Origin of the sequence: Nocardia goodfellowii (genome assembly GCF_017875645.1) — a bacterium.
Lineage (GTDB): Bacteria > Actinomycetota > Actinomycetes > Mycobacteriales > Mycobacteriaceae > Nocardia > Nocardia goodfellowii.
This window is the reverse complement of sequence record NZ_JAGGMR010000001.1, coordinates 3,961,952-3,988,186: the sequence shown is the minus strand read 5'-3', so window position 1 is coordinate 3,988,186 and position 26,235 is coordinate 3,961,952. Positions and strand designations below refer to the sequence as shown.

Here is a 26,235-nt window from a genome sequence, read left to right as displayed (position 1 = left end):
GGTGTCAGATCAGTTCAGGTGCCCTCTGCCGTTCGAAAATCTCCCGGCAGTAGGGGTCGGCCAGGATCCGTGCCGTTGTCGCGGTATCGGGCGGGTAGGCGCGGGCGCGGACCAGCCAATCCAGGCGGAGCTCCGGAATCGTGTATTGCATGGCGTCCCAAGGGGAATGGAGGCGCGTTGTCCAGTCCATGCGGTGCGGGCCCTCGACGAGGTCGGTGGCGTAGCCGCCGCGGAAACCGAGGTAGTCGTTCCACGCCGCGTAGGAGGTTGCCAGGATCTGCTTGTCCGGCACGTCCAGGGTGAGCAGCCACCGGCCGTGCGCCCATTCATGGTCTCCGAGTAGCGAGTTCGCTGTCGACCGCACGGCGCGGCGCTGCCGGGCCCGTCCGCGCCAGCACCAGATCGGCGGTGCCGCGGCACAATCGATGCCGCGGCGGCGCATTTCCTCGACCATGTCCTGGAATGCGGGGCGCCAATTCGGAATCACCAGCTCCCAATCGGCCTGATAGCTGCCGGCGGACCGCAGTGCCCGGACGACTTCCGGCGCCTGCAGTGTCCACAGTCTCATCCTGGTGAGCCTATGCGCCGGTGTGCTTTTCGGCGTAGGTGACGAGCAGGTCCTCGATGAGCGCCAGTACGGCATCGTCCATCGCCGGGTTCGGGATTACGCCGCGCACTACGGCCTGACCGGAAAATAGGTGCAGCACAAGGAAGAACAGTGGTTCGCGCTTGTCCTCCGGGAAGCGGGCGAGTACCCGGGTCCGTTCCACCTCGGAAACGATGCGCTCGTAGTAGTTCTCGACATTCGGCGCGATGCGGGTGCGCAGTTCGGCGTCCGATCGCGCGGCCAGGTAGATCTCGCGCAACGCGTGGGTGAGGTTGCCGGCTTGCGCGTCGCGCAGGAAACGCAGCGCGGTGTCCAGCGAATCCGCTTGGCTGCCAAGCTGTTCCATGACCGCGCCGAAGCCCGCGATCTGCCGGGAGATGATTTCCTCGGAGGTGCGCACGATCAGGTCGAGGCGGCTGTCGAACTGCCGGAACATCGCACCCACGGAAAGCTCGGCGCGGCCGCAGATCTCCTGCACCGTGGCCCGCTGGTAGCCGACCTCGCCGATGGCGGCGATCGTGGCGTCCATGAGCTTGGCCACGGTGGCGGCCCGGCGTTCGGACTGGGTGCGGCGCGGACGTGCGGAGCCGGCCGGTGGGCGCTCCGCGGATTGCGCGCGCTCGGCGCTCGGGGTCATGGCTGATCATCCTGCCCGGCGCTCCGGCGGCGGCAAAAGCCGGGTCCGGTGACCGTTGACACAGGGCATACCAGCACTTTACAGTCTGAGACGCCAGTTAGGAAATAGTCACTCCCTTTTTGGGATGCCCGCGTGGTGTGGCGCTGAGCACGGCCAGCCCGGCGGATTCGTCGAGGAGTATCTGCATGAGAACGACCACCGCACGGGGACGGCAGGTCACCAAAATCTGCCTGGCCATGGCCGCGGGCCTGACCATCGCGATCAATCCGGCCCTAACGAATAACGCTGTCGCGCAACCAGTCCCGGTAGCCCCGGCATTGCCCTTCCCGATGCCGCCTGCGCCGCCCTACCTGGATCCGGCCTTCTACAATCCGGATCCCGCCCGGGTCGCCGCCGCCCGGCCGGGCGAGATCTTCTCGGCCCGGCAGGTCAATCTGGCCAACTTCTGGCTCATCCCGCTCAACACCAATGCCTGGCAGGTCTCCTACCGCAGCACCAACACTCGCGGCGAGCCGATCCCCGCGGTCGCGACCATCATCGTGCCGCACCGCCCGGCGCCGAGCGGACAGCGCGGCCTGGTCTCGTTCCAGTTCGCCGAGGATTCGCTCTCGATCAACTGCGCTCCGTCGTACACGCTGCAGATGGGTTCGCTGCCGAACCCGCTGAATCCGGTGATCGGCGCGGAATTCGTCGAAGTCCAGGCCATGCTGCAACTGGGACACGCAGTCGTCGTCCCGGACCATCAGGGTCCCAACGCCGCCTACGCGGCCGGTCCCCTGGGCGCGCGCATCACTCTCGACGGTATCCGCGCGGCCCAGAACTTCGCACCGGCCGATCTGCCTGGGACAGCCACGCGGACCACCCTGTGGGGCTACTCCGGCGGCGCCATCCCGACCGCGCACGCCGCCGAATTGCACGCCGACTACGCCCCGGAATTGAACCTGGTCGGGTCCGCGGCCGGTGGTCTGCTCGCGGATATTCGCATGGCGATCGACTACAACAACGGCACCTCCACCTTCGGTGGGGCGGTCCTGGGCGGACTGTTCGGCGTCGCGCGGGAATACCCGGAGATCAATGCCTTCATCGACCGCTATATGAACCCACTGGGCAAAGCGGTCCGGGTGGTGCACGAAGGCCAGTGTGTGGCACTGCAATTCGCCGGATTCCCGTTCGTCAACATCAAGGGCCTGTTCGATTACCCCGGTGACCCGATGCGCGCGCCAGAGATCCAGCACGTGCTCGACGAGCTGACCCTGGGCCACCGCGGCACCCCGCGCGCCCCGCTCTATATCTACGAAGCGCCACTGGACGAGGTGATGCCGGTGAACGCGGTCAACCGCACCTACGACACCTACTGCAAAGACCCGAACGCCAGCGTTTTCTACACCCGGGAGCTGCTCAGTGAGCACGGTATCGCGGCCGTGGCGGGTGCAGGATCGGCCGTCCTGTGGCTCAACGACCGGCTCAACGGCGTGCCCGCGCCCGCCGGGTGCAGCAACCGGGACGTGCCGACCCAGCTGACCGATCCCGGCGCGCTCGCCGCCTTCGTCGCCGCCATCGGTCAGACGCTCGCCTCGGCCTTGGGCATGCCGATCTGATCGCGCGGGAGTGCCGGAACAAACCCCGCCCCGGGGCTTTCCGGCACTTCGGCTCGACCGGGTACGCAGCGCGCCGCCGACTCGATCGAGACGACCTCGGTACGATCGCGCACATGTCGGCCAAATTCGTGCGATACGTTCCGATCCTGCTGCTCGCCTGCGCCGCGGCCGCGTGTGACAGCGGCGGCAGCGGCAGCACCGACCCGACGACCACAACGACCACCCCGGCGAGTCCGGCGACACCGTTGGGTCATACCTACATCTCCAAAGAGGTCAAGGGTCCGCAGATCCCCGGCGGCGGACCGCTTTCTCTCACCTTCACCGGCGACCGCGTCAGCGCGACCGCGGGCTGCAATACCGGCTCGGCCCCGGTCACCCTCGACGATCACATCCTGGCGGTCGGTCAGCTGGCGACCACGCTGATCGGTTGCGAGGGCGACCGCGGCCGCGCCGACGAATGGATGACCGCACTGCTGAGCTCCGGACCCACCTGGGAGCTGAAAGACAACACCCTGACGCTGAAGAATCAGGAGCAAACCGTCACCCTGCTCGACAAGAAGATCGCGGACCCGGACCGGCCCCTGGAGGGCACCGTCTGGCGCGTCACCGAACTGCTCACGCCGGACGCCCGGATCAGTTCGGTCGCGATCGCCGAGTCCAAGCCGACCCTGACCTTCCGGGACAGCGGCGTCTCCGGCAGCACCGGCTGCAACAAGCTGGCCGCCAAGGCTCCGATCACGAAGACCGGCACCGAGACCACGATCACCATCGACGATCTCGGTACCACCAAGATGGTGTGCCAGCCCGACGTGATGGAAGTGGAGACCGGCGTGCTCAAAGTGGTGACCGGCACGATGACCGCCACCATCGACGCCGGCACGCTCACCCTGAGGAATCCCAACGGCCACGGGCTCACCCTCCGCGCGGAATAGCGCGATCGGCGGCCGGCAAGCACAGCGGCCCGGTACCGCGGGCGGTACCGGGCCGATTGCGGCAATCACCGATCAGGGCAGCGGGCCACCCGCGGCGATCGCGGACAGGGTGGCGAACTCGTCACCCTTGAGCGAAGCGCCACCGACGAGCGCGCCGTCGATATCGGTCTGGCCGACCAGCTCACCGACATTCTTGGCGTTCACCGAACCGCCGTAGAGCACGCGCACACCGGCCGCGACCTCCGCGGAAGCCAACTCGGCCAGTTCCTTGCGGATCGCACCGCACACTTCCTGTGCGTCGGCGGCCGAGGCGACCTTGCCGGTGCCGATAGCCCAGACCGGCTCGTAGGCGATGACGACCTTCGAGATCTCCTCGGCCGTCAGGCCTTTCAGCGAACCACGCAACTGCTCGAGGTTGTACTCGACATGCGTGCCCGCCTCGCGAATGTTGAGTCCCTCGCCGATGCACACGATCGGAGTGATCCCGTGCTTGAGTGCCTGCTTGGCCTTCGCCAGCACCGTGGCGTCGTCCTCGCTGTGGTACTGCCGGCGCTCGGAATGGCCGACGACGGCGAAACTGCAGCCCAGCTTGGCCAGCATGGCGCCGCTGATCTCGCCGGTGTAGGCGCCCGACTCGTGCACCGAGACATCCTGCGCACCATAGGTGAGCAGCAGCTTGTCGCCCTCGACGAGGGTCTGCACGCTACGGATGTCGGTGAACGGCGGGATGACCGCCACGTCGACCTTGGCGAAATACTTCTCCGGCAGCGCGAAGGCGATCTTCTGCACCAGGGCGATGGCCTCGAGGTGATTGAGGTTCATCTTCCAGTTGCCCGCGATAAGCGGTTTACGTGCCATGAATCAGTCCTCCAGCACCGAAATACCGGGCAGCTCTTTGCCTTCCAGGTATTCCAGAGAAGCGCCACCACCGGTCGAGATATGTGAGAAGCCGTCGTCGGGCAGGTTCAGCGCGCGCACGGCCGCGGCCGAGTCACCGCCGCCGACCACCGTGAACGCACCCTTTTCGGTGGCCTTCACGATCGCCTCGGCGACACCGCGGGTACCGGCGGCGAAGTTCTCGAACTCGAACACGCCCATCGGGCCGTTCCAGAACACCGTGCGCGCCTCGGTCAGCAGCGCCGCGAAGCGGTCCGCCGACTCCGGGCCCACGTCCAGGCCCATCCAGCCATCCGGAATCTCGTTGGCGGGCACCACCTTCGAGTCGGCGTCCGCGGCGAACTTGTCCGCCACCACGATGTCGCGCGGCAGGTGGATGACATCGGCCCACTCGTCCAGCAGCTTCTTGCAGGTCTCGATCATCTCCTCCTGCAACAGCGAGGAGCCGACCGAAAGACCCTGTGCCGCAAGGAAGGTGAAGCACATGCCGCCGCCGATCACCAGGGTGTCGACCTTGGGGGCCAACGCCTCGATGACGGCCAGCTTGTCCGAAACCTTGGAGCCGCCGAGCACGACCGCGTACGGGCGCTCGGTGTCGGTAGTGAGCTTCCGCAGCACTTCCACCTCCGCCGCGACCAGGCCACCGGCGTAATGCGGCAGCAGTGTCGCCACGTCGTACACCGAGGCCTGCTTGCGGTGCACCACACCGAAACCGTCGGAGACGAACGCGCCGTCGTCACCGACCAACTCCACCAGCGCACGCGCCAGCTTCAGCCGGTCGGCGTCGTCCTTGCTGGTCTCCCGGGCATCGAAGCGGATGTTCTCCAGCAGCAGCACGTCACCGTCGGTAAGGCCCTCGGAACGCGCGAGCGCGTCCTGGCCCACCACATCGCCGGCCAACTGGACATTGCGGCCCAGTTCCTCGCTCAGCCGAGCGGCCACCGGCGCGAGCGACAGCTTCGGATCCGGAGCGCCCTTGGGGCGGCCCAGATGCGCTGTCACCACGACCTTGGCGCCCGCCTCGGCGAGCGCGCGCAGGGTCGGCGCCGAGGCGATGATGCGGCCCGGATCGGTGATCACGCCATTGTCGTCGAGCGGCACGTTCAGGTCGGAGCGCACCAGCACGCCCCGGCCTTCGACGCCCTCGTTCAGCAGGTCCTGAAGAGTCTTGACAGCCATGCGTTCAGAGCGACTTGCCGACGAGGCCGATGAGATCGGCGAGACGGTTCGAGTAGCCCCACTCGTTGTCGTACCAGCCGACCACCTTCACCTGATCGTCGATGACCTTGGTCAGCGGCGCGTCGTAGATGCAGGAGTGCGGGTCGGTGACGATGTCGCTGGACACGATCGGGTCCACGTTGTACTTCAGGAAACCCTTCAGCGCGCCCTCGGCGGCGGCCTGGTACGCGGCGTTGATCGCCTCGATCGAGGCCGCCTTGGACAGCGTCACGGTGAGATCGGTGACCGACCCCGTGGGGACCGGGACACGCAGCGCGTAACCGTCCAGCTTGCCCTGCAGTTCGGGCAGTACCAGGCCGATGGCCTTGGCGGCGCCGGTGCCGGTCGGCACGATGTTCAGGGCGGCGGCGCGGGCGCGACGCAGGTCGCTGTGCGGGCCGTCCTGCAGGTTCTGATCCTGCGTGTAGGCGTGGATGGTGGTCATCAGACCACGCTCGATGCCGAAGGTGTCGTTCAGCACCTTCGCCAGCGGGCCCAGGCAGTTGGTGGTGCACGAGGCGTTGGAGATGATGTTCTGGCTGCCGTCGTACTGGCTGTCGTTGACGCCCATGACCACGGTCAGATCCTCGCCCTTGGCGGGCGCGGAGATGATGACCTTCTTGGCGCCGGCCGCCAGGTGGCCCTTCGCCTTGGTCGCGTCGGTGAAGATGCCGGTCGACTCGACGACCACATCGACGCCCAGGTCGCCCCAGGGCAGCGCGGCCGGGCCTTCCTTGATGGCCAGTGCCTTGATCCGCTGATCGCCGACCACGATGGTGTCGTCGCCGTCGAGCGAGACATCCTGCGGCAGGCGGCCGAGGATCGAGTCGTACTTCAGCAAGGTGGCGAGGGTCGCGTTGTCGGTGAGGTCGTTGACCGCGACGATCTCGATGTCGGTGGTGCCGAGCGCCTTCTGCGCCTCCACCGCGCGGAAGAAATTACGTCCGATACGACCGAAGCCGTTGATGCCTACCCGGACAGTCACGTTATCGCTCCTCTGTGTCTAATTTCCAGCGCCTGCGGCGCTGGGTGTTCGTGGCCCATTATGTCTCGCTGCCGAGCGGCCGAGACTCGCGCCTACGGCGCATGCGCTTCGGCCGCTCGGCAGCGAGACGGGCCACGAACGGGTCGGTCGTCGGGCTCCCTCCGGACGGGGCCGGGAGTGCGGTCAGCATAGGGCATTTCAGGGTTTTGCGAGGTAGACGAAATCCCCGCTGCTCCGGCTTCCGACCCGAGCGGCGGGGATTTGTCTCTTCTCTCAGGCCTCGTCTAGCAGCTCGGCGGTGACGGCGGATTCGGTGTCCGGGACACCCAGCTCCTTGGCGCGGCGGTCGGCCATCGACAGGAGGCGTCGGATACGGCCCGCGACAGCGTCTTTCGTCATCGGCGGGTCGGCGAGCTGGCCCAGCTCCTCCAGGGATGCCTGGCGGTGCTGGACGCGCAGTTTGCCCGCCGCGGCGAGATGGTCGGGCACGTCGTCGCCGAGGATGTCCAGCGCACGCTCCACGCGGGCCGCCGCGGCGACCGCCGCGCGGGCCGAACGGCGCAGGTTGGCGTCGTCGAAATTGGCCAGCCGGTTCGCGGTCGCGCGCACCTCGCGGCGCATGCGACGCTCCTCCCAGGTGAGCCTGGTGTCCTGCGCGCCCATGCGCGTCAGCAACGCGCCGATGGCCTCGCCGTCCCGCACCACGACGCGGTCGGTACCGCGCACCTCGCGCGCCTTGGCGGTGATACCGAGCCGCCGGGCCGCGCCGACGAGCGCGAGCGCCGCCTCGGGACCGGGGCAGCTGACCTCGAGCGCCGAGGAACGACCGGGCTCGGTGAGCGAGCCGTGTGCCAGAAACGCTCCGCGCCAAGCGGCTTCGGCGTCGGCGATGCTGCCGCCGACCACCTGGGCGGGCAGTCCGCGCACCGGCCGGCCACGGACATCGAGCAGACCGGTCTGGCGCGCCAGCGCCTCGCCCTCCTTGGACACGCGCACCACGTAGCGGGAGGTCTTACGCAGACCGCCCGCACCGAGCACGTGCACGTCGGAGCCGTAGCCGTAGAGCTCGAAGATTTCCCGGCGGAGCCGTCGTGCGATGGAGCCCATATCGACTTCGGCTTCCACGATCACCCGGCCGCCGACGATGTGCAGGCCTCCGGCGAAACGTAGCAGCGCGGACAGTTCGGCCTTGCGGGAACTCACCTGGGAAACCGTGAGCCTGCTCAGCTCGTCTTTAACCTCGGCTGTCATTGCCACGAGACGCGCTCCTTTCCACCCAACCCGGACCGCACATCCGCGCCCATGTGCCGTCCTTCGACTCGAAGCCCTGCCTTTTGCGGCCGAGGTTGCCGGATCAGCTGATCCAGTGCGGCGGCGAGCTTTCCGGGGTGATGCCGGTCGGTTCCCGCTTCGGCGACATCGGAAAAGGTTACTCGCGCCCGCAACTGCTCGGCTGCCCTGGCCACATGTTCACGCTCCCGGCCTTCCGGCACCGAGCCCGAATCGACCAAAACCTCGTCGACCACGAATTCCGGTGCGTGCTGGGACAATACATGCAGATGACGTTCGGCGGAGAACCCCGCCGTCTCGCCCGGTTCCGCGGCCAGATTCAGCACCAGCACCTTGCGCGCACGGGTATAGACCAGCGCGTCACGCAATTCGGGGACCAGCACATGCGGGATCACGCTGGTGAACCACGAACCCGGGCCCAGCACAACGACATCCGCGTGTTCGATGGCCGAGGTGGCCTCCGGGCTGGCGGGCGGATCCGAGGGGATCAAACGCACGCGACGCACTTTGCCCGGCGTGGTGGCGACCGCGACCTGGCCGCGGATACAGCGGCTCACGCGCGGATCCGCTTCCAGCCCGGACACATCCGCTTCGATATCCAGGGCGATGGGTGACATCGGCAGGACCCGGCCGGTCACCTTCAGCATCTTCCCCAGTTCGTCGAGCGCGTCCACCGGGTTGCCGAGCACCTCGGTGAGGCCCGCGAGGATCAGGTTCCCGACCGAGTGACCGGCCAGCGCGCCGGTGCCGCCGAAACGGTGCTGAATCGTCCGAGTCCAGACGCTGTCCGGGTCAGCGGTCAAGGCGGCCAACGCCATTCGCAGATCACCCGGGGGTAGCACACCTAGCTCGGCGCGTAGCCGGCCGGAGGAACCACCGTCGTCGGCCACGGTGACCACCGCGCAGATCTTGCGGGTCAGCCGCCGCACCGCGGTCAAAGTCGCATACAGTCCGTGCCCGCCGCCGAGCGCCACGATGGCGGGATTGGATTCCCACCCTGTCATTCGCGCCCCAGATCCCGATGCACCACGCGCACGACGTCGGATTCGCCCGACTCGTCGAATTGCGCGCCCATCAGTTCGCCGAGCGCCTCGGCTATCGCCACGCTGCGGTGCTTGCCTCCGGTGCAGCCCACTGCCACCGTCATGTATCGCTTCCCCTCTTGGCGGTAACCGTTCGTCGTCAGGTCGACCAGGTGGTGCGCCGTACGCAGATAGTCGGCCGCGCCGGGGCGCGACAGCACGTACTCGCTGACCACCGCTTCCTGTCCCGAATGTTCCCGAAGTTCCGGTATCCAATGCGGATTGGGTAGAAAACGCACATCCAACACCATGTCTGCGTCCAGCGGAACCCCGTACTTGAAGCCGAAGGACTGCACGGTCAGCTGCAATGCGGCGGGTGTACCGCCGCCGTAGGCCTCCTCGAGCTTGCGATGCAATTGATGGATCGACAATTCCGATGTATCGATGACCAGGTCGGCCGCGGTTTTCACGGTCGACAGGCGAATCCGTTCGGCGGCGATGCCCGCGGACAGCGTGCCGTCCGAGCTCTCGCTCTGCAGCGGATGACGACGGCGGGCGAAACCGAAACGGCGGATCAGGACGTCGTCGGAGGCTTCCAGGAACAGGATGCGGGTGCGCACGCCGCGCGCCCGCAGCTGTTCGGTGACGACCGAGAGATTACCGGTGAAGAAGCGACTGCGCACGTCCATGACCAGGGCCAACCGGCGGATCGGGGGGTCGGCGGAGGCGCCGAGTTCGACCATGCGGCCGATCAGCTCCGGCGGCAGGTTGTCGGTGACGTACCAGCCCAGGTCCTCCAGCACCCGGGCCGCTGTCCCGCGGCCGGCACCGGACAAACCGGTCACGATGACGACCTCGACCTGCTGCGAACCGGCGGTGGGCACGGCGGAATCGGCGGCCGACCGGGGGCCGCCCGCAGTGCTGTTCGATTCGACGCGTGTCATGTCCTACCGGATCTGTGTCTGGGTTGCCTCTCGATCATCCCGTACCGGATCTCGTATCGGGCGCAGACACACAACGTACGCGACACGGAATTCATCAATTCTCGCTCGCCGGCACGCGTGTCGTGTCCGTTTGGTCCGCGTTGAGGGCCGCGAGCACCGCTTTCGCGGTCGCGACGCCGATCCCGGGGACCTCGGTGATCTGCTCGATCGTTGCCTCCTTGAGTTTGGCGACCGACCCGAAATGGGTGACCAGGGCCGTGCGACGGGACTGACCGAGGCCCCGGACCGAATCCAGCGCGGAGGCCGTCATCCGGCGGGACCGTTTGCTGCGGTGGAAGGTGATGGCGAAGCGGTGCGCCTCGTCACGGACGCGTTGCAACAGGAACAGGGCCTCACTGTTGCGGGGCATGATCACCGGGTCGGCTTCGCCCGGCACCCAGACCTCTTCGAGGCGCTTGGCCAGGCCGATCACGGCGACATCGGTGATACCCAGATCGTCGAGCGCCTCGGCCGCGGCGGCGACCTGGGGGGCGCCGCCGTCGACGACATAGAGGTTGGGCGGGTAGGCGAACTTGCGGGGACGGCCGGTGCGGGGATCGATGCCGGGCGGCGGGTTGAGATCGTCCGGATCGAGGGTGCCGTCCAGGCCGTCCTCATCGATTTCGAACGCGCTCGTATCGGGGTTCGCGAGTTCGTCGTCGCCGGGAACCCTCGACGCCGCCTGCGATTCGGCGGCCGCCAGCTCTTCGCGTTCCTTGCGGAGCCGCCAGAACCGCCGCCTGGTCACCTCCCGGATGCTGCCGACGTCGTCGGAACGCCCCTCCCCTGCCGCCTCCTTGATCGTGAAGTGCCGGTACTCGGACTTGCGGGGCAGACCGTCCTCGAACACCACCAGCGACGCCACGACATCGGTGCCCTGGACATGGCTGATGTCGACGCATTCGATCCGCAGCGGCGCGGTGTCGAGTTCCAAGGCGTCTTGAATGTCTTGCAGCGCGGCCGATCTCGAGGTCAGATCGCCGGCGCGCTTGAGTTTGTGCTGGGCCAGCGCTTCCATCGCGTTGCGCTGCACGGTTTCGGCGAGGGCCTTCTTGTCTCCGCGCTGGGGCACCCGCAGCTTGACGCCGGAACCGCGCAGTTTGCTCAGCCACTCCTGGATCTGTTCGGCGTCGGCGGGCAACTCGGGGACCAGCACCTCGCGCGGCACCACGGTCGTCTGCTCCTCGGCCGACTGTTCGGCCACCGCGACCTGCTCGCCGTAGAACTGGGTGAGGAACTGCTCGACCAGGGCCGCCATCTCGCCGCCGGCCTCGGGCGCGTCGACGGCATCGCCGGATTTGTCGACCACCCAGCCGCGCTGACCGCGCACCCGGCCGTCGCGGACGTGGAAGATCTGCACCGAGACCTGGAGCTCATCGGTCGCGAAGGCGATCACATCGGCGTCGGTGCCGTCGCCGAGCACCACCGCCTGCTTCTCCAGCGCGCGGCGCAGGGCCTGCACGTCGTCCCGCAGGCGTGCGGCGTTCTCGAAATCGAGATCCTCGGCCGCGTCCTGCATGCGACGTTCCAGCTCCCGGACCATGCGGTCGGTGCGGCCCGCCAGGAAGTCGCAGAAATCCTCCACGATCCGGCGATGCTCGTCGGCGCTGACCCGCCCGACGCACGGCGCCGCGCACTTGTCGATATACCCCAGCAGGCAGGGCCGCCCGATCTGGTTGTGCCGCTTGAAGACCCCGTTCGAGCAGGTGCGGGCCGGGAACACCCGCAACAGCAGATCCAAGGTCTCGCGAATGGCCCAGGCGTGCGCGTACGGCCCGAAATAACGCACGCCCTTCTTCCGCGCACCGCGATAGACGAACAACCGCGGGAACTCCTCGTTGAGGGTGACCGCGAGCACCGGATACGACTTGTCGTCCCGGTACCGCACGTTGAAGCGCGGATCGAACTCCTTGATCCAGTTGTATTCCAGCTGCAGCGCCTCCACCTCGGTGGAAACGACCGTCCACTCGACGCTGGCCGCCGTGGTGACCATCTGCCGGGTGCGCGGATGCAACGACGCCACATCGGCGAAGTACGAATTCAGCCTGCTGCGCAGGCTCTTCGCCTTGCCGACATAGATGACCCGCCGATGTGCGTCCCGGAACTTGTACACCCCGGGCTCGACGGGAATCGTCCCCGGCCCGGGCCGGTACGTCGCTGGATCTGCCACCCGAACAGCCTATCGAGTGCCACCGACAGCCTCCGCCGCCCAGGTTCGCACCGGCGAAAGCGGCCGGGACGATCTCGACAGCGGCCAACGGAAGGCGTTCGGCTCGCCCCGCTGACCAGCACAAGCCAGCGCCTGCGCAGGCTCGGGAGAGTGGTTGTGCCGGAGGTCGTTTGGCTGCGATCCCGCACGGCTGTCGGTGATCGGCGATACAGTCCGTGCATGAAGCGCACACGTGGTAAGTGGGTTGGCGCTGGGGCGGCGTTGACACTTGTAGTCGGGATCGTCACCGGGTGTTCGGGGGATGACGCACAGGCCGCCGGGCCATGTGGGGAATCGCCGAATGGAACCCCCGTCACGGCGGCCCCGGCGAGCGGAACCGGGTCGACGAATATCGCGACGAATCCGGAGATCGCGTCCGGATATCGGTCCGGGATGACAGCCGTGCGGACCAAGACCTACGCGGTGTCGACGGCCAACCCGATCTCCACCAAGGCCGCGTGTGAGGTGCTGAACAAGGGCGGGACGGCGGCGGACGCGCTGATCGCCGCGCAGGCCGTGCTCGGGCTGGTGGAACCGCAGGCCTCCGGGATCGGCGGCGGCGGATTCCTGCTGTACTACGACGCCGCGAGCAAGAACATCGAGGCGTATGACGGGCGCGAGGTCGCCCCGGCGGCCGCCACCGAGAATTACCTGCGGTGGGTCAGCGACGAGGACCGTACCGAGCCCAAACCGAACACCCGGGCCAGTGGCCGTTCCATCGGCGTACCCGGGATTCTGCGGATGCTGGAGCTCGCGCACCGCGAGCATGGAAAGACGGCGTGGCGCGAGTTGTTCGATCCGGCAATCGGATTGGCGGACCGGGGCTTCGAGATCAGTCCGCGCCTCGCGGGCCAGATCGCCGAGTCCGCCAAAGATCTGGCCACCGACGAGGCGGCCAAGGCGTACTTCCTGAACGCGGACGGGTCACCGAAGAAGGCCGACACCCTGCTGACCAACCCGGGGATGTCGAAGACATTGAGCGCCGTCGCGACCGAGGGCGCGGACGCGTTCTACACCGGCGCCATCGCGCAGGCCATCGTCGACGCCACCGCTTCCACCGCGGGTGGCCGGACCGGAGGCCAGATCACCCTGGCCGATCTTGCCGGATACCAGCCGAAGAAGCGGACCGCGCTGTGCTCGGGCTACCGGGCCCACGAGATCTGCGGCATGCCCGCGCCGTCCTCGGGCGGCAGCACCGTCGCCGCGACCCTGGGTATCTTGGAGAACTTCGACCTGGCCGCGCTGAAGCCCGACGCACTCGACGCCAACGGCGGCAAGCCGAAAGCCGAAGCGGTGCATCTCATCTCGGAGGCCGAGCGGCTGGCCTACGCCGATCGCAACAAATATGTCGCCGACGAGGACTTCATCCCGCTGCCCGGCGGCTCGATGCAGACCCTGATCGACAAGAACTACCTGAAGCAGCGCGCCGGCTTGATCAACCCGAGTCGCAGCATGGGCACCGCCCAGCCGGGCGATTTCGGCCCGGTCCCGCTCGGGGTCGGCCAGCAGCCGCCCGAGCACGGCACCAGCCATATCTCCGTGGTCGACAAATTCGGGAACGCGGCGGCGCTGACCACCACCGTCGAATCGGCCTTCGGCTCGTTCCACGTCGTCGACGGTTTCGTACTCAACAACCAGCTCACCGACTTCGCCGCCGATCCGCTCGGCGCCGACGGAGCGCCGGTCGCCAACCGCATCCAGCCGAACAAGCGTCCGCGCAGTTCGATGGCCCCGACCCTGGTCTTCGACCGCGCCCCCGACGGCACCCGCGGTGCGCTGACCCACATCACCGGCTCCCCCGGCGGCTCGGTGATCATCCAGTTCGTCGTCAAAACCCTGGTCGGACTGCTGGATTGGGGCATGGATCCGCAACAGGCGGTCTCGGCGGTCTCCTTCGGCGCGGGCAACAGCACGTCCACCGGCATCGGCGGGGAGCACCCGGCCATCAACGCCACGAACAAGGGCGACAACGACCCGCTGGTCATCCGCCTGCGCGAAATGGGCCACCAGGTATCGGTGACACCCCAGGTCAGCGGGCTCAGCACCCTGAAACTCGACCCGGCCGGCGGCTGGATCGGCGGCGCCGACCCGCGTCGCGAGGGAGCGGTCTTCGGCGATACCCGCTAGGGCTTCTCGGCGGTGTACTGCGCACCGAGCTCGCGCAGGCGATCCATCGCCTGCGCGGCGTGCGCCTTGTCGTTGGCGCGGATGGCGAGCAGTGGTACGTACTCGTCGTCGACGAGTACGAGGCGGGCCCACGATTTCCGGTCGGGGAACGAGACGCCGAGGATGTGCTCCCAGCGGAAAAGGTTGTCGCCGAGGACATTCCGGACCGAGACGCCCCGCGGGCCCACCCGCAGCCGTGGGCGGGTCAGCATCAGGACACCGGCCGCCAGGAGCAGACCGACGCCGATCATGGCGAACTGATCGACGGTCCGGAAGTTCACGCCGGTGGAGCCGGAGCGCAGCCAGACTCCGCCGATGGTGAAGACCACGACCAGCACGGTCGCGCAGACCCACGCGGTGCGGACCGAGCGACGCGGACGCACCTCGAGATCCCACTCCGGCGCGGCCGCGGCCGGTTGCTCACGACGCCACATACGCACGACCGGCATCGGCTCAGAACGACTCTCGTAGCGCGCGCAAGGTGAGCGCGGCGTCCAGCGCGGCCTGGGCGGCCTGCTCGCCCTTGTCCTCGACGGAACCGGGGAGACCGGCGCGGTCGAGTGCCTGTTCCTCGGTGTTGGTGGTGAGCACACCGTTGGTGACCGGAGTCGCCGCGTCCAGTGAAACGCGGGTCAGCCCGGCGGTGACCGCGTCACACACGTACTCGAAATGCGGTGTGCCGCCACGGATCACGACGCCGAGCGCGACCACCGCGTCATGGGTGCGCGCCAGTTCCTGGGCGACGACCGGCAGCTCCATCGCACCCGCGCAGCGCACCGTGGTCACATGCTGGACGCCGGCTTCGCGGGCCACTCGCTCGGCGTTCGCCACCAGGGTGTCGCAGATCTTGGTGTGCCAGCGCGACGCGACGATGCCGAGCCGGAGGTCCTTGGCATCCGCGAGTTCGAAACTGGGTACGCCGGTGCCGCTCATCGCAATCCGCCTTTCGAGAAAGTCACTGTGCCGTCTCACCGAGGTCGAGCTCGTCCAGGCCGATCAGGTCGTGCCCCATCCGGTCCCGCTTGGTGCGCAGGTAACGGAGGTTTTCGGCGTTGGCGCGCAACGGCATCGGGACGCGCTCGGTGATCCGCAGACCGTACCCGTCCAGACCGACGCGCTTGGCCGGGTTGTTGGTGAGCAGGCGCATGGAGCGGATGCCGAGGTCGACCAGGATCTGCGCGCCGGTGCCGTAGTCGCGCGCGTCGGCCGGCAGGCCGAGGTCGAGATTGGCGTCGACGGTGTCCCGGCCGGAGTCCTGCAGCTGGTAGGCCTGCAGCTTGTGCATCAGGCCGATGCCGCGGCCCTCGTGCCCGCGCATGTACAGCACCACACCGCGGCCCTCGTTCGCCACCATTTCCAGCGCGGCGTCCAGCTGCGGACCGCAGTCGCAGCGCAGCGAACCGAAGACGTCGCCGGTGAGGCATTCCGAGTGCACGCGGACCAGCACGTCCTCGCCGTCGCTGATGTCGCCGCGCACCAGCGCGACATGCTCGACGTCGTCGTAGATGCTCTGGTAACCGACGGCGCGGAACGCGCCGTGCGCGGTCGGGATACGGGCCTCGGCGACCCGGACGACCTGCTTCTCGTGCTTACGCCGCCAGGCGATCATGTCGGCGATGGAGATCAGCGCCAGATCGTGCTCGTCGGCGAAGATCCGTAGCTCTTCGGTGCGGGCCATGTGGCCCTCGTCCTTTTGGCTGACGATCTCGCAGATGACACCGGCCGGGCGCAAGCCCGCCATCCGGGACAGGTCCACGGCGGCTTCGGTGTGACCGGGGCGGCGCAGCACGCCGCCTTCCTTGGCGCGCAGGGGAACAACGTGACCGGGCCGGGTCAGGTCGTCGGCCTTGGCGTCCGGGTCGGCCAGCAGGCGCATGGTGGTGGCGCGGTCGGCGCCGGAGATGCCGGTGGTGATGCCCTCGCGCGCGTCGACGGACACCGTGTAGGCGGTGCCGTGCTTGTCCTGGTTCTGCGCGTACATCGGCGGCAGGCCGAGGCGGTCGCAGTCGTCACCGGTGAGCGGCACGCAGATGTAACCGGAGGTGTAGCGGATCATGAAGGCGACCAGCTCGGGGGTGGCCTTTTCGGCCGCGAAGATGAGGTCGCCCTCGTTCTCGCGGTCCTCGTCGTCGACGACGACGACGGCCTTTCCGGCGGCGATGTCGGCGACGGCGCGCTCGATGGTGTCGAACCTGGTCACGTCAGCTGTGCTCCATATCGAAGAAGTGCGGTGTCTATTTTGCAGCGCCCGCGATGCTGCGTGTTCCCGGCCCCTCCTGTGTGGGTCCCGCGCTCAACCCCGCTGCTGCAATCGCTCGACATATTTCGCGATCACGTCGACTTCGAGATTGATCTTGGTGCCCACAGCAGCGGCGCCGAGGTTGGTCATGGCCAAGGTGGTCGGGATCAGCGAGACCTCGAACCAGTCGCGATTGCCGTCCGCGGCGGGCTCGTCGGAGATGCCGAGCCCGGAGACGGTCAGTGAAATTCCGTCGACGGTGATCGAGCCCTTCTCCACCACGTAGCGAGCGATCGCGTCGGGCAGCGAAATGCGCACGACCTCCCAGTTCTCCGAGGGCGTGCGGGCGAGCACGGTGCCCGTGCCGTCGACGTGGCCCTGGACCAGGTGGCCGCCGAGGCGGCTGTTCAGCGCGGCGGCGCGTTCCAGGTTGACCCGCGACCCGGCGCCGAGGCCGCCGATGCTGGAGCGGTTCAGCGTCTCCTGCATGACGTCGACGGTGAAGCTGTCGCCGTCGATCACCTCGACGACGGTCAGGCAGACGCCGTTGACCGCGATGGAGTCGCCGTGACCGGCATCGGAGGTGACGAGCTTGCCCCGGATGGTGAGGCGCGCGGCGTCGGCCAGCGGCTCGGTGGCGACGATCTCGCCAAGCTCCTCGACGATGCCTGTGAACATGCGCTGCACTCCCTGGTCGCGTTCGTGTGTCGGTGGGCGGAACAAGCCGGAGACGACTGCTATTCCCACGCTCGCACCCAGGGTAACGACGCGGGGTCGTAGGCGAGCAGCGCGGTTCCGTCCAGCGGTGCGCCGGGACCGGAACCAACCGCGAGACCGGCAACAGCCCCGAGTTTCTGTACAGCGATACGTAATTGCCAGGCGTTTACCGCTGTGAATTAAACAGACTGCCCAGAATTCCCGCGCATCACGAACCAATCAAGACCATCGCCCCCCAGGAGCGAATCCTGCTGGTACCCACCAGAAAACACGCCTACGCATTTCCCTTGCATCCAGACGGAAATGGATGCAATATTGTTATGTACCTGATTCCGACCGTTCAATTCTCGTTCTCGATCCAGGCACGAACGGCCTTCTACCAGCAGTTGGAAGCGGATCCTTCATGGTAAATCCATCACACCTCGGGGGTGTTGCGTGACCACTCTTCTCGACGCGACGCTGGAAATTCGCTGCGATCAGTATCGCAGCGAATTTCAGATGCCGGCCTCGATCGATCCGGCCTCGCGGCACATCCTGCTGCACATCGGCCGGCAATACGGCGCCATCACCATGCCGTCGGAGTTGGGCGAACAGGTCCAGCAGCGGTTGATCCAGGCCCAGCTTGCCGCGCCTGTCGTGCACCACCCCCGGGCCAGACGGTGGACCTTCATCACCGGTCCGGCCCACGCCGAGACGCTCACCGCGCACGTCTCCGCCGAACTGTTCCGGCTCTACGCCACGGTCGCCTGCATCGGCAGCCAGGTGGTGCTGCCCTCCCCCGAGGACGAACGCACCGGCTATCGCGTCTGGGTCCAGCAACCCGAGTATCCGACCGCACTGCCGCCCATCGAGGCGGTCATCGAAGCCACGCGGGCGCTCGGCACCCGCCGGAAACCGCACTACAACTGAGCTTTCGAAGACCGGGCGCTGAATAGTTCAGCGCCCGAACACTATTCGGCGTTCACGACCGGTGTGCCGCGGCCTGACGCCGCAGTGTCTCGACCGTCGCACCCGGATCGGCCGTGTTGTAGACCGCCGAACCCGCGACGAAACAATCGATTCCCGCCTCCGCCGCCTGCTCGATGGTGTCGGCGTTGATGCCGCCGTCGATCTCCACGATCAACCGCAGCTCGCCGGAATCGACCAGATTGCGCACGACGCGCGCCTTCTCCAGCACGTGCGGGATGAACGACTGCCCGCCGAAACCGGGCTCCACACTCATCACCAGCAGCGTGTCGAAACTCTTCAGGATCTCCAGGTACGGCTCGATCGGGGTGTTCGGCTTCACCGAGAGCCCGGCCTTGGCGCCCGCCGCGCGGATATCGCGCGCCACCGCGATCGGATCGTCGGTCGCCTCGGCGTGAAAGGTGACATTGTGCGCGCCCGCCTCGGCGTACGGCGGCGCCCACCGGCCCGGATCCTCGATCATCAGATGGCAGTCCAGGGGGATGTCGGTCGCCTTCAACAGGCTCTGCACCACCGGGAGACCGAGCGTCAGATTCGGCACGAAGTGCGCGTCCATCACATCGACGTGCAACCAGTCGGCGGTCGCGACGGCCCGGGTCTCGTCCGCGAGACGAGCGAAGTCGGCGGACAGGATGGAGGGGGCGATCATCGGCTCGGCCGGTCGCGAAAACGTCGGTGTGGACACAACGCCGGAGTGTACCGAGGGCCGGTCCCGCGACCCGAACGTGCCTCCAGACCAGGCAAAGTGTGATTGTGCGGCACGGGAATGGGTAGCCTTCTCAGGGTGATCAATATTTCGGCGGAACAGGGGACCAGCTCCCCGGTGGAGATTCGGGTGGCCGCGTCGGTCACGCAGCTGCCCATCGTGCGCGGGCTCGCCGAAACTCTCGTGCTGCTCAGCGAATTCACGCTGGACGAGGTCGCCGACATCCGGTTGGCCGTCGACGAGGTGTGTTCGACGCTGATCGCGGTCGCGAAGCCGGGCTCCAGCCTGCACTGCCGGTTCACCATCGGTGACACCGAGCTACTGGTGCGGGTCAGCGGGATCGCGGCGGCCGAGGGGTTGCCGGACCAGCGCAGCTTCGGCTGGCATGTGCTACGCACCCTCACCGATTCGGTGCAGGCGACGCAAGACCCCTTCGACTCGGCGGCCTCCGGATATCCGACGACGGTGGAGTTCCGTCGGGTCCGAGGGAAGGCGTAGTGGCGGAAGAGGAGACTGTGTTCGACCCCGAACGCGAGAACGCCCAGCCCGGCACCAGCGACAAACCCGAACCGGCGGCCCAGGCCGCGCCCGAGGAACCGGAACCGGAGCCCGGGGACGCCGAGGAGGACACCGAGATCGTCGAGGAGGTCGGTTCGACCTCCGGATATGACGATCTCGGCGCGCTGTTCGAGCGGCTCGCCGCCGCGACCGCGGGCACCCCGAAACACACCGCGATCCGCGACGAACTGATCAGTCGCTGCATACCGCTCGCCGACCACATCGCCCGCAAATTCAGCGGCCGCGGTGAGCCTTTCGACGATCTGACGCAGGTCGCCCGCGTCGGTCTGGTGCACGCGGTGGACCGCTTCGACCCCAGCCGCGGTTCCAACTTCCTGTCCTTCGCGGTGCCGACCATCATGGGCGAGGTCCGCAGATATTTCCGGGACAACACCTGGGCCATGCGAGTCCCGCGGCGCGTCAAGGAAACTCACCTGCGCATCGGCGCGGCGATCGACGCGCTCTCCCAGACGCTGGGGCGCTCGCCGACCGCCAAGGAGATCGCCGCGCACCTCGATGTCGATCCCGACGAGGTCACCCAGGCGGTGATCGCGGGCAACGCCTACCAGCCGAGCTCGATCGACGCGGCCTCCCTCGGCCGCGACACCGACGCGTCGCTGCTGGACACCCTCGGCGAGGAGGAAGGGCAGTTCGAACGGGTGGAGGAGTACGTGGCGATCCGGCCGCTGCTGGCGGGGCTGCCGGAGCGGGAACGCCGCATCCTCACCATGCGCTTCTTCGAGTCGATGACCCAGACCCAGATCGCCAAGCAGATGGGCATCTCCCAGATGCACGTCTCCCGGATTCTGACCAAGACCTTGGCCCGCCTGCGGGAGCTGTCGGAACGGGAGTAGTCACCTCGACTGTTCGCGCTGCTTCCGGAGTTTCGCCGGGGCCGCCAGCCACCAGGCGGCGTCCAAGAGTTCGCGAAGCTGGTCCGGCGCGACCCGGTCGAGGTCGATCAGGATGAACGGATACCCGTCGTAGTGCGGGGTGGTGTAGAAGGCCGGGTCGCCCGACGCCAGGAGCGCCTCCTTCTCCACCATCTCGCACTGCAACACCAGCCCGCCCTCGGCTTCGTCCCGCAGCCGCGCGAACCCCTTCTTGCCTACTTTCAGCGCGGGACTGCGCCACCAGGTGGATTCACGCACCTCCGGCAGCTCGACGGCCAACTCGACGACGTCCTGCCACGTCATACCCATACCGCACAGTTTGCCCCCGGCCGGGCCGCCCGGCTTGGACATTCGGAACCGGATGCGCCTTCCGATGCCCGCGCCGAAGTGGAAGCATCGGGCGTATCAGGACTGCGACGAGGGAGGTCCCCGTGACCGCGACCATGCGCTACATCGTCGAGGATGTCGACGCGGCGATCCGCTTCTACGAAATTCTCGGCTTCGAAGTCGCCACGCATCCCGCACCGGCCTTCGCCATGCTTACGCGCGGCGACCTGCGGCTGATGCTCAACCAGCCCGGAGCCGGAGGCGCGGGCCAGCCGATGCCGGACGGCAGGCTGCCCGCGCCCGGCGGCTGGAACCGTTTCCAGCTCCAGGTCGACGATCTCGACAGTTACGTCAAGGAGCTGATCGCCGCAGGCGTCGGCTTCCGCAGCGAGGTGATCGTCGGCAACGGTGGCAAACAGATCGTCGCCGACGACCCCTCGGGCAACCCGGTGGAGCTGTTCCAGCCGCACACTTAGCCGCTGTTACAGCGGTTTCCGCAAAGCGGCCATGAACATGGCGTCGGTGCCGTGCCGGTGCGGCCACAGCTGTACGCCCGGGCCGTCGCCGATATCGGTGACGCCGGGGAGCAGGGCCCGGGTGTCGAGCTGGATCGCGGCCGAACGGCGGACGAAATCGCCGACGACGGACACCGTTTCGGCCAGGTGCGGCGAGCAGGTCGAGTAGAGCACCACGCCGCCGGGGCGTACGAGATCCCATGCGGCGGCGAGCAATTCGCGTTGCAGGACAACCAGTTCACGGACGTCGGCGGGAGTGCGCCGCCACCGGGCCTCCGGGCGGCGACGCAGCGCGCCCAGGCCGGTGCACGGTGCGTCGACCAGCACGCGGTCGTACCCGGGAGTCAGTCCGCTGTCGCGACCGTCGACGACGTGCACCTGGACCGGAAGGTCCTTGGTGGACTTGCGGACGAGTTCGGCGCGATGCTCCGAGGGTTCCACCGCGTCGACTCGAAAGCGGTCGATCGCGGCGAGCGCGCCCAGGAACGCCGCCTTGCCGCCCGGCCCCGCGCACAGATCCAGCCATCGGCCGCCGTCGGGGCCGTCGAGCGGGGCGCGAGTCAGGCTGAGCGCCACCAGCTGGCTGCCCTCGTCCTGCACGCCCGCGAGCCCGTCCCGCACCGGCTCGAGCCTTCCCGGGTCGCCGCCGTCGAGATACACCGCGTACGGCGACCATTTCCCCTCCGCCCCGCCGGTGACGAGAGCGAGTTCCTCCGCGGTGATCTCGCCCGGACGCGCCACCAGGTGCACCAGCGGCCGGGCGTCGTCGGCCGCCAGCAGCTCACCCAGCTCTCCGGCCCGCACACCGAGCGCGTCCGCGAAGGCCTGCGCGATCCACACCGGATGCGCGAACTCGAAAGCCAAGCGCCCCACCGGATCCGCGGGAGCCAGCTGCTCGACCCACTGCTCGGCGGTCTTCTCCCCCGCCCGGCGCAGTACGGCGTTCACGAAACCGGAACGGCCCTGGCCGAATTCGTTGCGGGCCATCGCCACCGAGGTGTCCACGGCGGCATGCGCGCCGATCCGGGTACGCAGCAGCTGATATACGCCCAGCCGCAACACATCCAGTAGTCCGCCGTCGATCTCGTCGACCGGACGGCCGGAACCGGCCTCGATGACGGCGTCGAGCAGGCCGAGGGATCGGCACGCGCCGTACGTGAGTTCGGTCGCCAGCGCCGCGTCTCGACCCGAAATGCCGCGTTCCCGCAACAGAGCCGGCAAGACCAGGTTCGCGTATGCGTCGCGTTCGCGGACGGCGCGCAGGACATCCCGCGCGACCAGACGCACCGGATCTACCCCGCTGCGGTTGCCTGGCTGCGAATTCGGTCGATCCTTAGGTGCGGCAGCGGATTTCGGCGCGGCACCCGCTTTCGACGCACCTGCTTTCGACGCGGCGCCGGATTTCGACGCACCGGATTTCGACGCGGCCCCAGATTTCGGCGCATCGGATTTTGGCGCGGCCCCAGATTTCGGCGCACCGGATTTCGACGCGGCCCCAGATTTCGGCGCACCGAATTTTGACGCGGCACCGGCTTTCGAACCGCCGGACCGTCCCGTCCCGGTCCGGCCCTCGCTCTGCGGCCCGGCAGACTGATTACCCTCCCGCGCACCAGACTTCGGCCCCTGCACGTCCGACCGCCCGGCGCCAGCGCGTGCACCGGTCTGCGCTGCCGAGTCGGAACGGTTGGCTCGTCCACTCCCCGTTCGCGCCCGGTCCCGTGCCGGCGAATCCGTTTGCCCAGTACCCGGGCCACCCGCCCGCCGCGGCCGGCCACCCGCCGAGTTGTCCGGTCCACGATCGAAGGATCCGGCCGCCTTGCGCGGGCCCGCGTTTCCGCGCGCACCGCGTTTGCCGTCGTCCCCGCTGGTGGCGGCGTTGTTCCGCTCGCGAGCCCGCCGACGATCCTCGGCGCTCAAACCCGCACCTCGCTGTCGTTCGATCCCGGTGCGGGCGCCGACGCGCCCGTGGCCATGATCGGCTCGTTGCTCTTCGGCATGCCTCGCTCCTCGCTGTTGCTCGGTTCCGGCATGACTGCCGAAGCAGCTGCGCCCGGGGTCAGATTCTTCACTCGAACACCGCGCCGGGTTGCAGTCGCGCGCCGCGGGCCCAGTCGAGGGCCGCCATCATGCGCTTGCCCTGGGGCTGCACCTGATCGAGGCGAACCGCGGTGGTGGCCGTGCCGACGAAAACGCCGGTCTTGCGGACTTCGACGGTGCGGGCCGGCAGTTCCTCCTCGACCATTTCCACCGGGCCGAGTTTGAGGCGCGTGCCGCCGATTTCAGTCCAGGCGCCGGGCGCCGGCGTGACGGCACGAATGCGGCGGCTGATATTCAGGGCCGGCTGGTCCCAGCGGACGCGCCCGTCCTCCGCGACCACCTTGGGGGCGTAGGAGACGCCCTCGTTCGGTTGCGGAACCGCATGCAGCGCACCGTCTTCCACACCGTCGAGAGTGGTTTCGAGCAGGCGCGCGCCGCTGTCGGCGAGTCGTGCGAGCAGGGCGCCGGCGGTATCGGTGACCTGGATCTTCTCCGTCACCACCCCGAAGACCGGGCCGGTGTCCAAACCCGCCTCGATCTGGAAGGTGGACGCGCCGGTGAACTCGTCACCGGCGTCGATCGCGGCCTGCACCGGCGCCGCGCCCCGCCAGGCGGGCAGCAGCGAGAAATGCAGGTTGATCCAGCCGAAGCGGGGAATATCGAGCACCCGCTGCGGCAGCAGCGCACCATAGGCGACGACCGGGCAGCAATCGGGCGCCAATTCGGTGAGCTGGTCGATGAATTCGGGTTCGGACGGGCGGCGCGGGGTGAGCACGCGGATGCCGTGCTGGTCGGCCAGCTGCCCCACCGGCGACCGCTGCACCTTGCGGCCGCGGCCGGCGACCGCGTCGGGCCGGGTGACCACGGCGACCACTTCGTGCCGAGCCGAATCGATGAGCCGGCGCAGCGACGGCACCGCCGGGTCGGGCGTACCCGCGAAGACGACGCGCATCAGCGACCACGCCCGAACGGGCTCGGCTTCGCGGCCTCGCCCGCACCCCGGGACGCGCGAACAGTGATGCCGGCGGTGAACCAATCCGATTCCCGAATGGTGCGCATCGCTTCCTTACGGTCGGCCGGGTCAAGGCGGTCGATGAACAGCACGCCGTCCAGATGGTCGTTCTCGTGCTGCACACAGCGCGACAGCAGATCGGTCGCGTCGAACTCGACCGGCTTGCCCTTCATATCCACCCCCGACACCCGCACGCGCAGCGCCCGCCGCACGTCGTAGCGCACACCGGGAATCGACAGGCATCCTTCCGGGCCGACCTGTTCCTCGTCGCCTTCGACGGTGTACACCGGGTTCACCACGTGCCCCTGCGCGTCACCGGTGTCGTAGACGAACACCCGCAAACCGACGCCGATCTGCGGCGCGGCCATCCCCACCCCACCGTCGTCGTACATGGTGTCGGTCAGGTCCTCGACGAGCTGGCGCAGCTCCCGATCGAATTCGGTGACCTCCGCCGCACGGGCGCGCAGAATGGGATCGCCGAACAGGCGAACGGGCTGAATGGTCACGGCGGCTCCCGGAAAACTGGTGGATACGGTCGTCCCATTCTAGAGAGCGGCACCGGTCCGCCCGTCGCCCGACCGCCACCCGCGGCGAATCGCTGCCCGATGCCGAACTTGCCGGATGTCCCGGATCCGAGGCGGCGGAACTGGTAGAACTCGGGTGCGGTCCGGGCGGGGTGTCCATTACCTCCGCCCGGCCGCCCGAATCACGAGTTACCGGCGATGATCACCTGCGGTATACCGGTGCCCAGCGGCACCGAGCGGCACACCGGCGCGGGGCCGGCCGGATTCAGCACCTGCACCAGCAGATCCTGCACGAACGGGTCGTAGACCAGGTGGAAGTGCCCGGTCAGATCGCTGGGGCACAGGTCCTGCAGGACGAGGTTGCGAGCGCCCGCGCCGCGTAGCGCGATATTGTCGAACGGCTGGATCATTTCGTCCACGCGGCTGCCGATGGTCACGTACCGCGGGCCGGGCACGGTGTCGCCGCCCGCGTTGAGCTCGGTCATCACCGGTGAACCCTGCACCTGCTGCACCGCCGCCAGCGACGTGACCTTGACGAACACGTCGAGAATGCCGATCGCCTGTACCACGGGCACCAGTCCGTACATCACGCCGCCGTAGGTGGGCGAGGCCAGGCCGACCCACTGGCCGACCTTCGGCGCGCCGCCGAGTTGGTTCACCCAGTAGCGAGTCACGTTGGCGCCCTGGGAGAACCCGACCAGGTCGACCTGGGTCGCGTGCGTCGCCGCCAGCACCATGTCGACGAATTCGCCGAGCTGGCGGGCGCTGACGCGCAGATCCTCGGTGCCGTAGGTGTTCGCACCCGGCGCGCCACCGTAATTCAGCGCGAAGACACAGAGACCGGAGGCGACCAGTTTGGGGCCGATGGCCGAATAGTCCGAGTAGGCACTGGAATCGGTGCCGTGCGCCAGCACGACCGGCCGGGGCTGCGCGGCGCTCGGGACACATTCGAAGTCGTTGACGCCCAACGGCACCGAGCTGGGATGCGTCTTCTGGTAGATGGCGGCTGCCAGGTGATCGGATTGCACCGGGCCGGGGACGGTCGGCACGTCCGGTGAACGGTAAAGGGCCACATCGGCTATCGGGTCCGGCTCGGCGGTGGCGGGCGCCAGGCCGGAGCCGAGTATTCCGGCTCCGGCCATGACGGCGGCCAGCACGAACCGAGCCCACGCTCTGGAGGTGGACCCCCGCACCTCC

26 protein-coding genes are annotated in these 26,235 nt (G+C 68.1%); 7 read left to right on the top strand and 19 right to left on the bottom strand.

What is annotated here, in order from left to right; all coding sequences use genetic code 11:
* Window positions 1-4 precede the first annotated feature (4 nt).
* Both BJ987_RS18195 and BJ987_RS18190 read right to left on the bottom strand, forming a co-directional pair.
* Window positions 5-568 carry a DUF3841 domain-containing protein gene (locus BJ987_RS18195; RefSeq protein WP_209891338.1) on the bottom strand — a complete coding sequence of 188 codons (564 nt, stop codon included), beginning with the start codon at window positions 566-568 and terminating at the stop codon, window positions 5-7.
* Window positions 569-578: 10 nt separating this feature from the next.
* Entirely contained in the window at window positions 579-1,244 is a 666-nt protein-coding gene (locus tag BJ987_RS18190) for a TetR/AcrR family transcriptional regulator (protein WP_209891335.1), read from the bottom strand.
* A 185-nt stretch (window positions 1,245-1,429) separates the two neighbouring features.
* Between BJ987_RS18190 and BJ987_RS18185 the strand changes: the two genes are divergently transcribed.
* Together BJ987_RS18185 and BJ987_RS18180 are read left to right on the top strand one after the other, a co-directional pair.
* The gene (locus tag BJ987_RS18185; RefSeq protein ID WP_209891331.1) at window positions 1,430-2,842 is read left to right on the top strand and encodes a lipase family protein; all 1,413 of its coding nucleotides are present in this window, start codon (window positions 1,430-1,432) and stop codon (window positions 2,840-2,842) included.
* Between the two features lie 113 nt (window positions 2,843-2,955).
* Complete coding sequence (locus BJ987_RS18180) at window positions 2,956-3,774, top strand: META domain-containing protein (RefSeq protein WP_209891329.1); 819 nt, start codon at window positions 2,956-2,958, stop codon at window positions 3,772-3,774.
* A 72-nt stretch (window positions 3,775-3,846) separates the two neighbouring features.
* Here BJ987_RS18180 and tpiA read toward each other — a convergent pair whose 3' ends face one another.
* The 7 genes from tpiA to uvrC all read right to left on the bottom strand — a co-directional run bounded on the left by tpiA (window position 3,847) and on the right by uvrC (window position 12,339).
* Window positions 3,847-4,632 (bottom strand): triose-phosphate isomerase, encoded by a 786-nt coding sequence (gene tpiA, locus BJ987_RS18175; protein WP_209891326.1) that lies wholly within the window; start codon window positions 4,630-4,632, stop codon window positions 3,847-3,849.
* A gap of 3 nt (window positions 4,633-4,635) precedes the next feature.
* The gene (locus BJ987_RS18170; protein WP_209891323.1) at window positions 4,636-5,850 is read right to left on the bottom strand and encodes a phosphoglycerate kinase; all 1,215 of its coding nucleotides are present in this window, start codon (window positions 5,848-5,850) and stop codon (window positions 4,636-4,638) included.
* A 4-nt stretch (window positions 5,851-5,854) separates the two neighbouring features.
* Entirely contained in the window at window positions 5,855-6,874 is a 1,020-nt protein-coding gene (gene gap, locus BJ987_RS18165; protein WP_209891320.1) for a type I glyceraldehyde-3-phosphate dehydrogenase, read from the bottom strand.
* A gap of 273 nt (window positions 6,875-7,147) precedes the next feature.
* A complete protein-coding gene (gene whiA / locus BJ987_RS18160) occupies window positions 7,148-8,125 on the bottom strand; it encodes a DNA-binding protein WhiA (protein ID WP_209891317.1) in 978 nt (325 codons plus the stop codon).
* Window positions 8,122-9,168, bottom strand: a complete 1,047-nt coding sequence (locus BJ987_RS18155; RefSeq protein WP_209891314.1) for a gluconeogenesis factor YvcK family protein — start codon at window positions 9,166-9,168, stop codon at window positions 8,122-8,124. Before BJ987_RS18155 ends, whiA begins: the two co-directional genes overlap by 4 nt.
* The gene (rapZ, locus tag BJ987_RS18150) at window positions 9,165-10,130 is read right to left on the bottom strand and encodes an RNase adapter RapZ (RefSeq protein ID WP_209891312.1); all 966 of its coding nucleotides are present in this window, start codon (window positions 10,128-10,130) and stop codon (window positions 9,165-9,167) included. Before rapZ ends, BJ987_RS18155 begins: the two co-directional genes overlap by 4 nt.
* 94 nt (window positions 10,131-10,224) lie before the next feature.
* Entirely contained in the window at window positions 10,225-12,339 is a 2,115-nt protein-coding gene (uvrC, locus tag BJ987_RS18145) for an excinuclease ABC subunit UvrC (RefSeq protein ID WP_209891309.1), read from the bottom strand.
* Window positions 12,340-12,558: 219 nt separating this feature from the next.
* Between uvrC and ggt the strand changes: the two genes are divergently transcribed.
* Window positions 12,559-14,505 carry a gamma-glutamyltransferase gene (gene ggt / locus BJ987_RS18140; protein ID WP_209891308.1) on the top strand — a complete coding sequence of 649 codons (1,947 nt, stop codon included), beginning with the start codon at window positions 12,559-12,561 and terminating at the stop codon, window positions 14,503-14,505.
* Here ggt and BJ987_RS18135 read toward each other — a convergent pair.
* From BJ987_RS18135 to BJ987_RS18120, 4 genes are all read right to left on the bottom strand, one after another.
* The gene (locus tag BJ987_RS18135; protein WP_209891305.1) at window positions 14,502-14,993 is read right to left on the bottom strand and encodes a PH domain-containing protein; all 492 of its coding nucleotides are present in this window, start codon (window positions 14,991-14,993) and stop codon (window positions 14,502-14,504) included. The two genes, ggt and BJ987_RS18135, sit on opposite strands and share 4 nt — an antisense overlap.
* Window positions 14,994-14,997: 4 nt before the next feature.
* Window positions 14,998-15,477, bottom strand: a complete 480-nt coding sequence (gene ribH / locus BJ987_RS18130) for a 6,7-dimethyl-8-ribityllumazine synthase (protein WP_209891303.1) — start codon at window positions 15,475-15,477, stop codon at window positions 14,998-15,000.
* Between the two features lie 22 nt (window positions 15,478-15,499).
* Window positions 15,500-16,744 carry a bifunctional 3,4-dihydroxy-2-butanone-4-phosphate synthase/GTP cyclohydrolase II gene (locus BJ987_RS18125; protein ID WP_209891301.1) on the bottom strand — a complete coding sequence of 415 codons (1,245 nt, stop codon included), beginning with the start codon at window positions 16,742-16,744 and terminating at the stop codon, window positions 15,500-15,502.
* A gap of 93 nt (window positions 16,745-16,837) precedes the next feature.
* Window positions 16,838-17,461, bottom strand: a complete 624-nt coding sequence (locus tag BJ987_RS18120) for a riboflavin synthase (RefSeq protein WP_209891299.1) — start codon at window positions 17,459-17,461, stop codon at window positions 16,838-16,840.
* Between the two features lie 474 nt (window positions 17,462-17,935).
* Between BJ987_RS18120 and BJ987_RS18115 the strand changes: the two genes are divergently transcribed.
* Window positions 17,936-18,409 (top strand): hypothetical protein, encoded by a 474-nt coding sequence (locus BJ987_RS18115; RefSeq protein ID WP_209891297.1) that lies wholly within the window; start codon window positions 17,936-17,938, stop codon window positions 18,407-18,409.
* Window positions 18,410-18,461: 52 nt separating this feature from the next.
* On the opposite strand, the gene rpe is transcribed toward BJ987_RS18115, so the two are convergent.
* Window positions 18,462-19,115 carry a ribulose-phosphate 3-epimerase gene (gene rpe / locus BJ987_RS18110; RefSeq protein ID WP_209898653.1) on the bottom strand — a complete coding sequence of 218 codons (654 nt, stop codon included), beginning with the start codon at window positions 19,113-19,115 and terminating at the stop codon, window positions 18,462-18,464.
* Window positions 19,116-19,250: 135 nt separating this feature from the next.
* On the opposite strand from rpe, the gene BJ987_RS18105 reads away from it, so the two are divergent.
* The gene (locus BJ987_RS18105; protein ID WP_209891294.1) at window positions 19,251-19,670 is read left to right on the top strand and encodes an ATP-binding protein; all 420 of its coding nucleotides are present in this window, start codon (window positions 19,251-19,253) and stop codon (window positions 19,668-19,670) included.
* A complete protein-coding gene (locus tag BJ987_RS18100; RefSeq protein WP_209891291.1) occupies window positions 19,670-20,584 on the top strand; it encodes an RNA polymerase sigma factor SigF in 915 nt (304 codons plus the stop codon). Before BJ987_RS18105 ends, BJ987_RS18100 begins: the two co-directional genes overlap by 1 nt.
* Here BJ987_RS18100 and BJ987_RS18095 read toward each other — a convergent pair whose 3' ends face one another.
* Window positions 20,585-20,932: an MmcQ/YjbR family DNA-binding protein gene (locus BJ987_RS18095; protein WP_209898650.1), complete on the bottom strand. Its 348-nt coding sequence runs from the start codon at window positions 20,930-20,932 to the stop codon at window positions 20,585-20,587.
* Between the two features lie 122 nt (window positions 20,933-21,054).
* Here BJ987_RS18095 and BJ987_RS18090 point away from each other — a divergent pair, with 122 nt between their 5' ends.
* On the top strand, window positions 21,055-21,426 hold the full coding sequence (locus BJ987_RS18090; protein ID WP_372446875.1) for a VOC family protein: 372 nt from the start codon (window positions 21,055-21,057) through the stop codon (window positions 21,424-21,426).
* Window positions 21,427-21,432: 6 nt separating this feature from the next.
* Here BJ987_RS18090 and BJ987_RS18085 read toward each other — a convergent pair whose 3' ends face one another.
* The 4 genes from BJ987_RS18085 to BJ987_RS18070 all read right to left on the bottom strand — a co-directional run bounded on the left by BJ987_RS18085 (window position 21,433) and on the right by BJ987_RS18070 (window position 26,180).
* Complete coding sequence (locus BJ987_RS18085) at window positions 21,433-22,752, bottom strand: RsmB/NOP family class I SAM-dependent RNA methyltransferase (protein ID WP_209891288.1); 1,320 nt, start codon at window positions 22,750-22,752, stop codon at window positions 21,433-21,435.
* 778 nt (window positions 22,753-23,530) lie between these two features.
* Complete coding sequence (gene fmt / locus BJ987_RS18080) at window positions 23,531-24,454, bottom strand: methionyl-tRNA formyltransferase (RefSeq protein WP_209891285.1); 924 nt, start codon at window positions 24,452-24,454, stop codon at window positions 23,531-23,533.
* Entirely contained in the window at window positions 24,454-25,020 is a 567-nt protein-coding gene (def, locus tag BJ987_RS18075; RefSeq protein WP_209891282.1) for a peptide deformylase, read from the bottom strand. The genes fmt and def overlap by 1 nt, the downstream gene beginning before the upstream one ends.
* A 200-nt stretch (window positions 25,021-25,220) precedes the next feature.
* The gene (locus tag BJ987_RS18070) at window positions 25,221-26,180 is read right to left on the bottom strand and encodes an esterase/lipase family protein (RefSeq protein ID WP_209898644.1); all 960 of its coding nucleotides are present in this window, start codon (window positions 26,178-26,180) and stop codon (window positions 25,221-25,223) included.
* Window positions 26,181-26,235 lie beyond the last annotated feature (55 nt).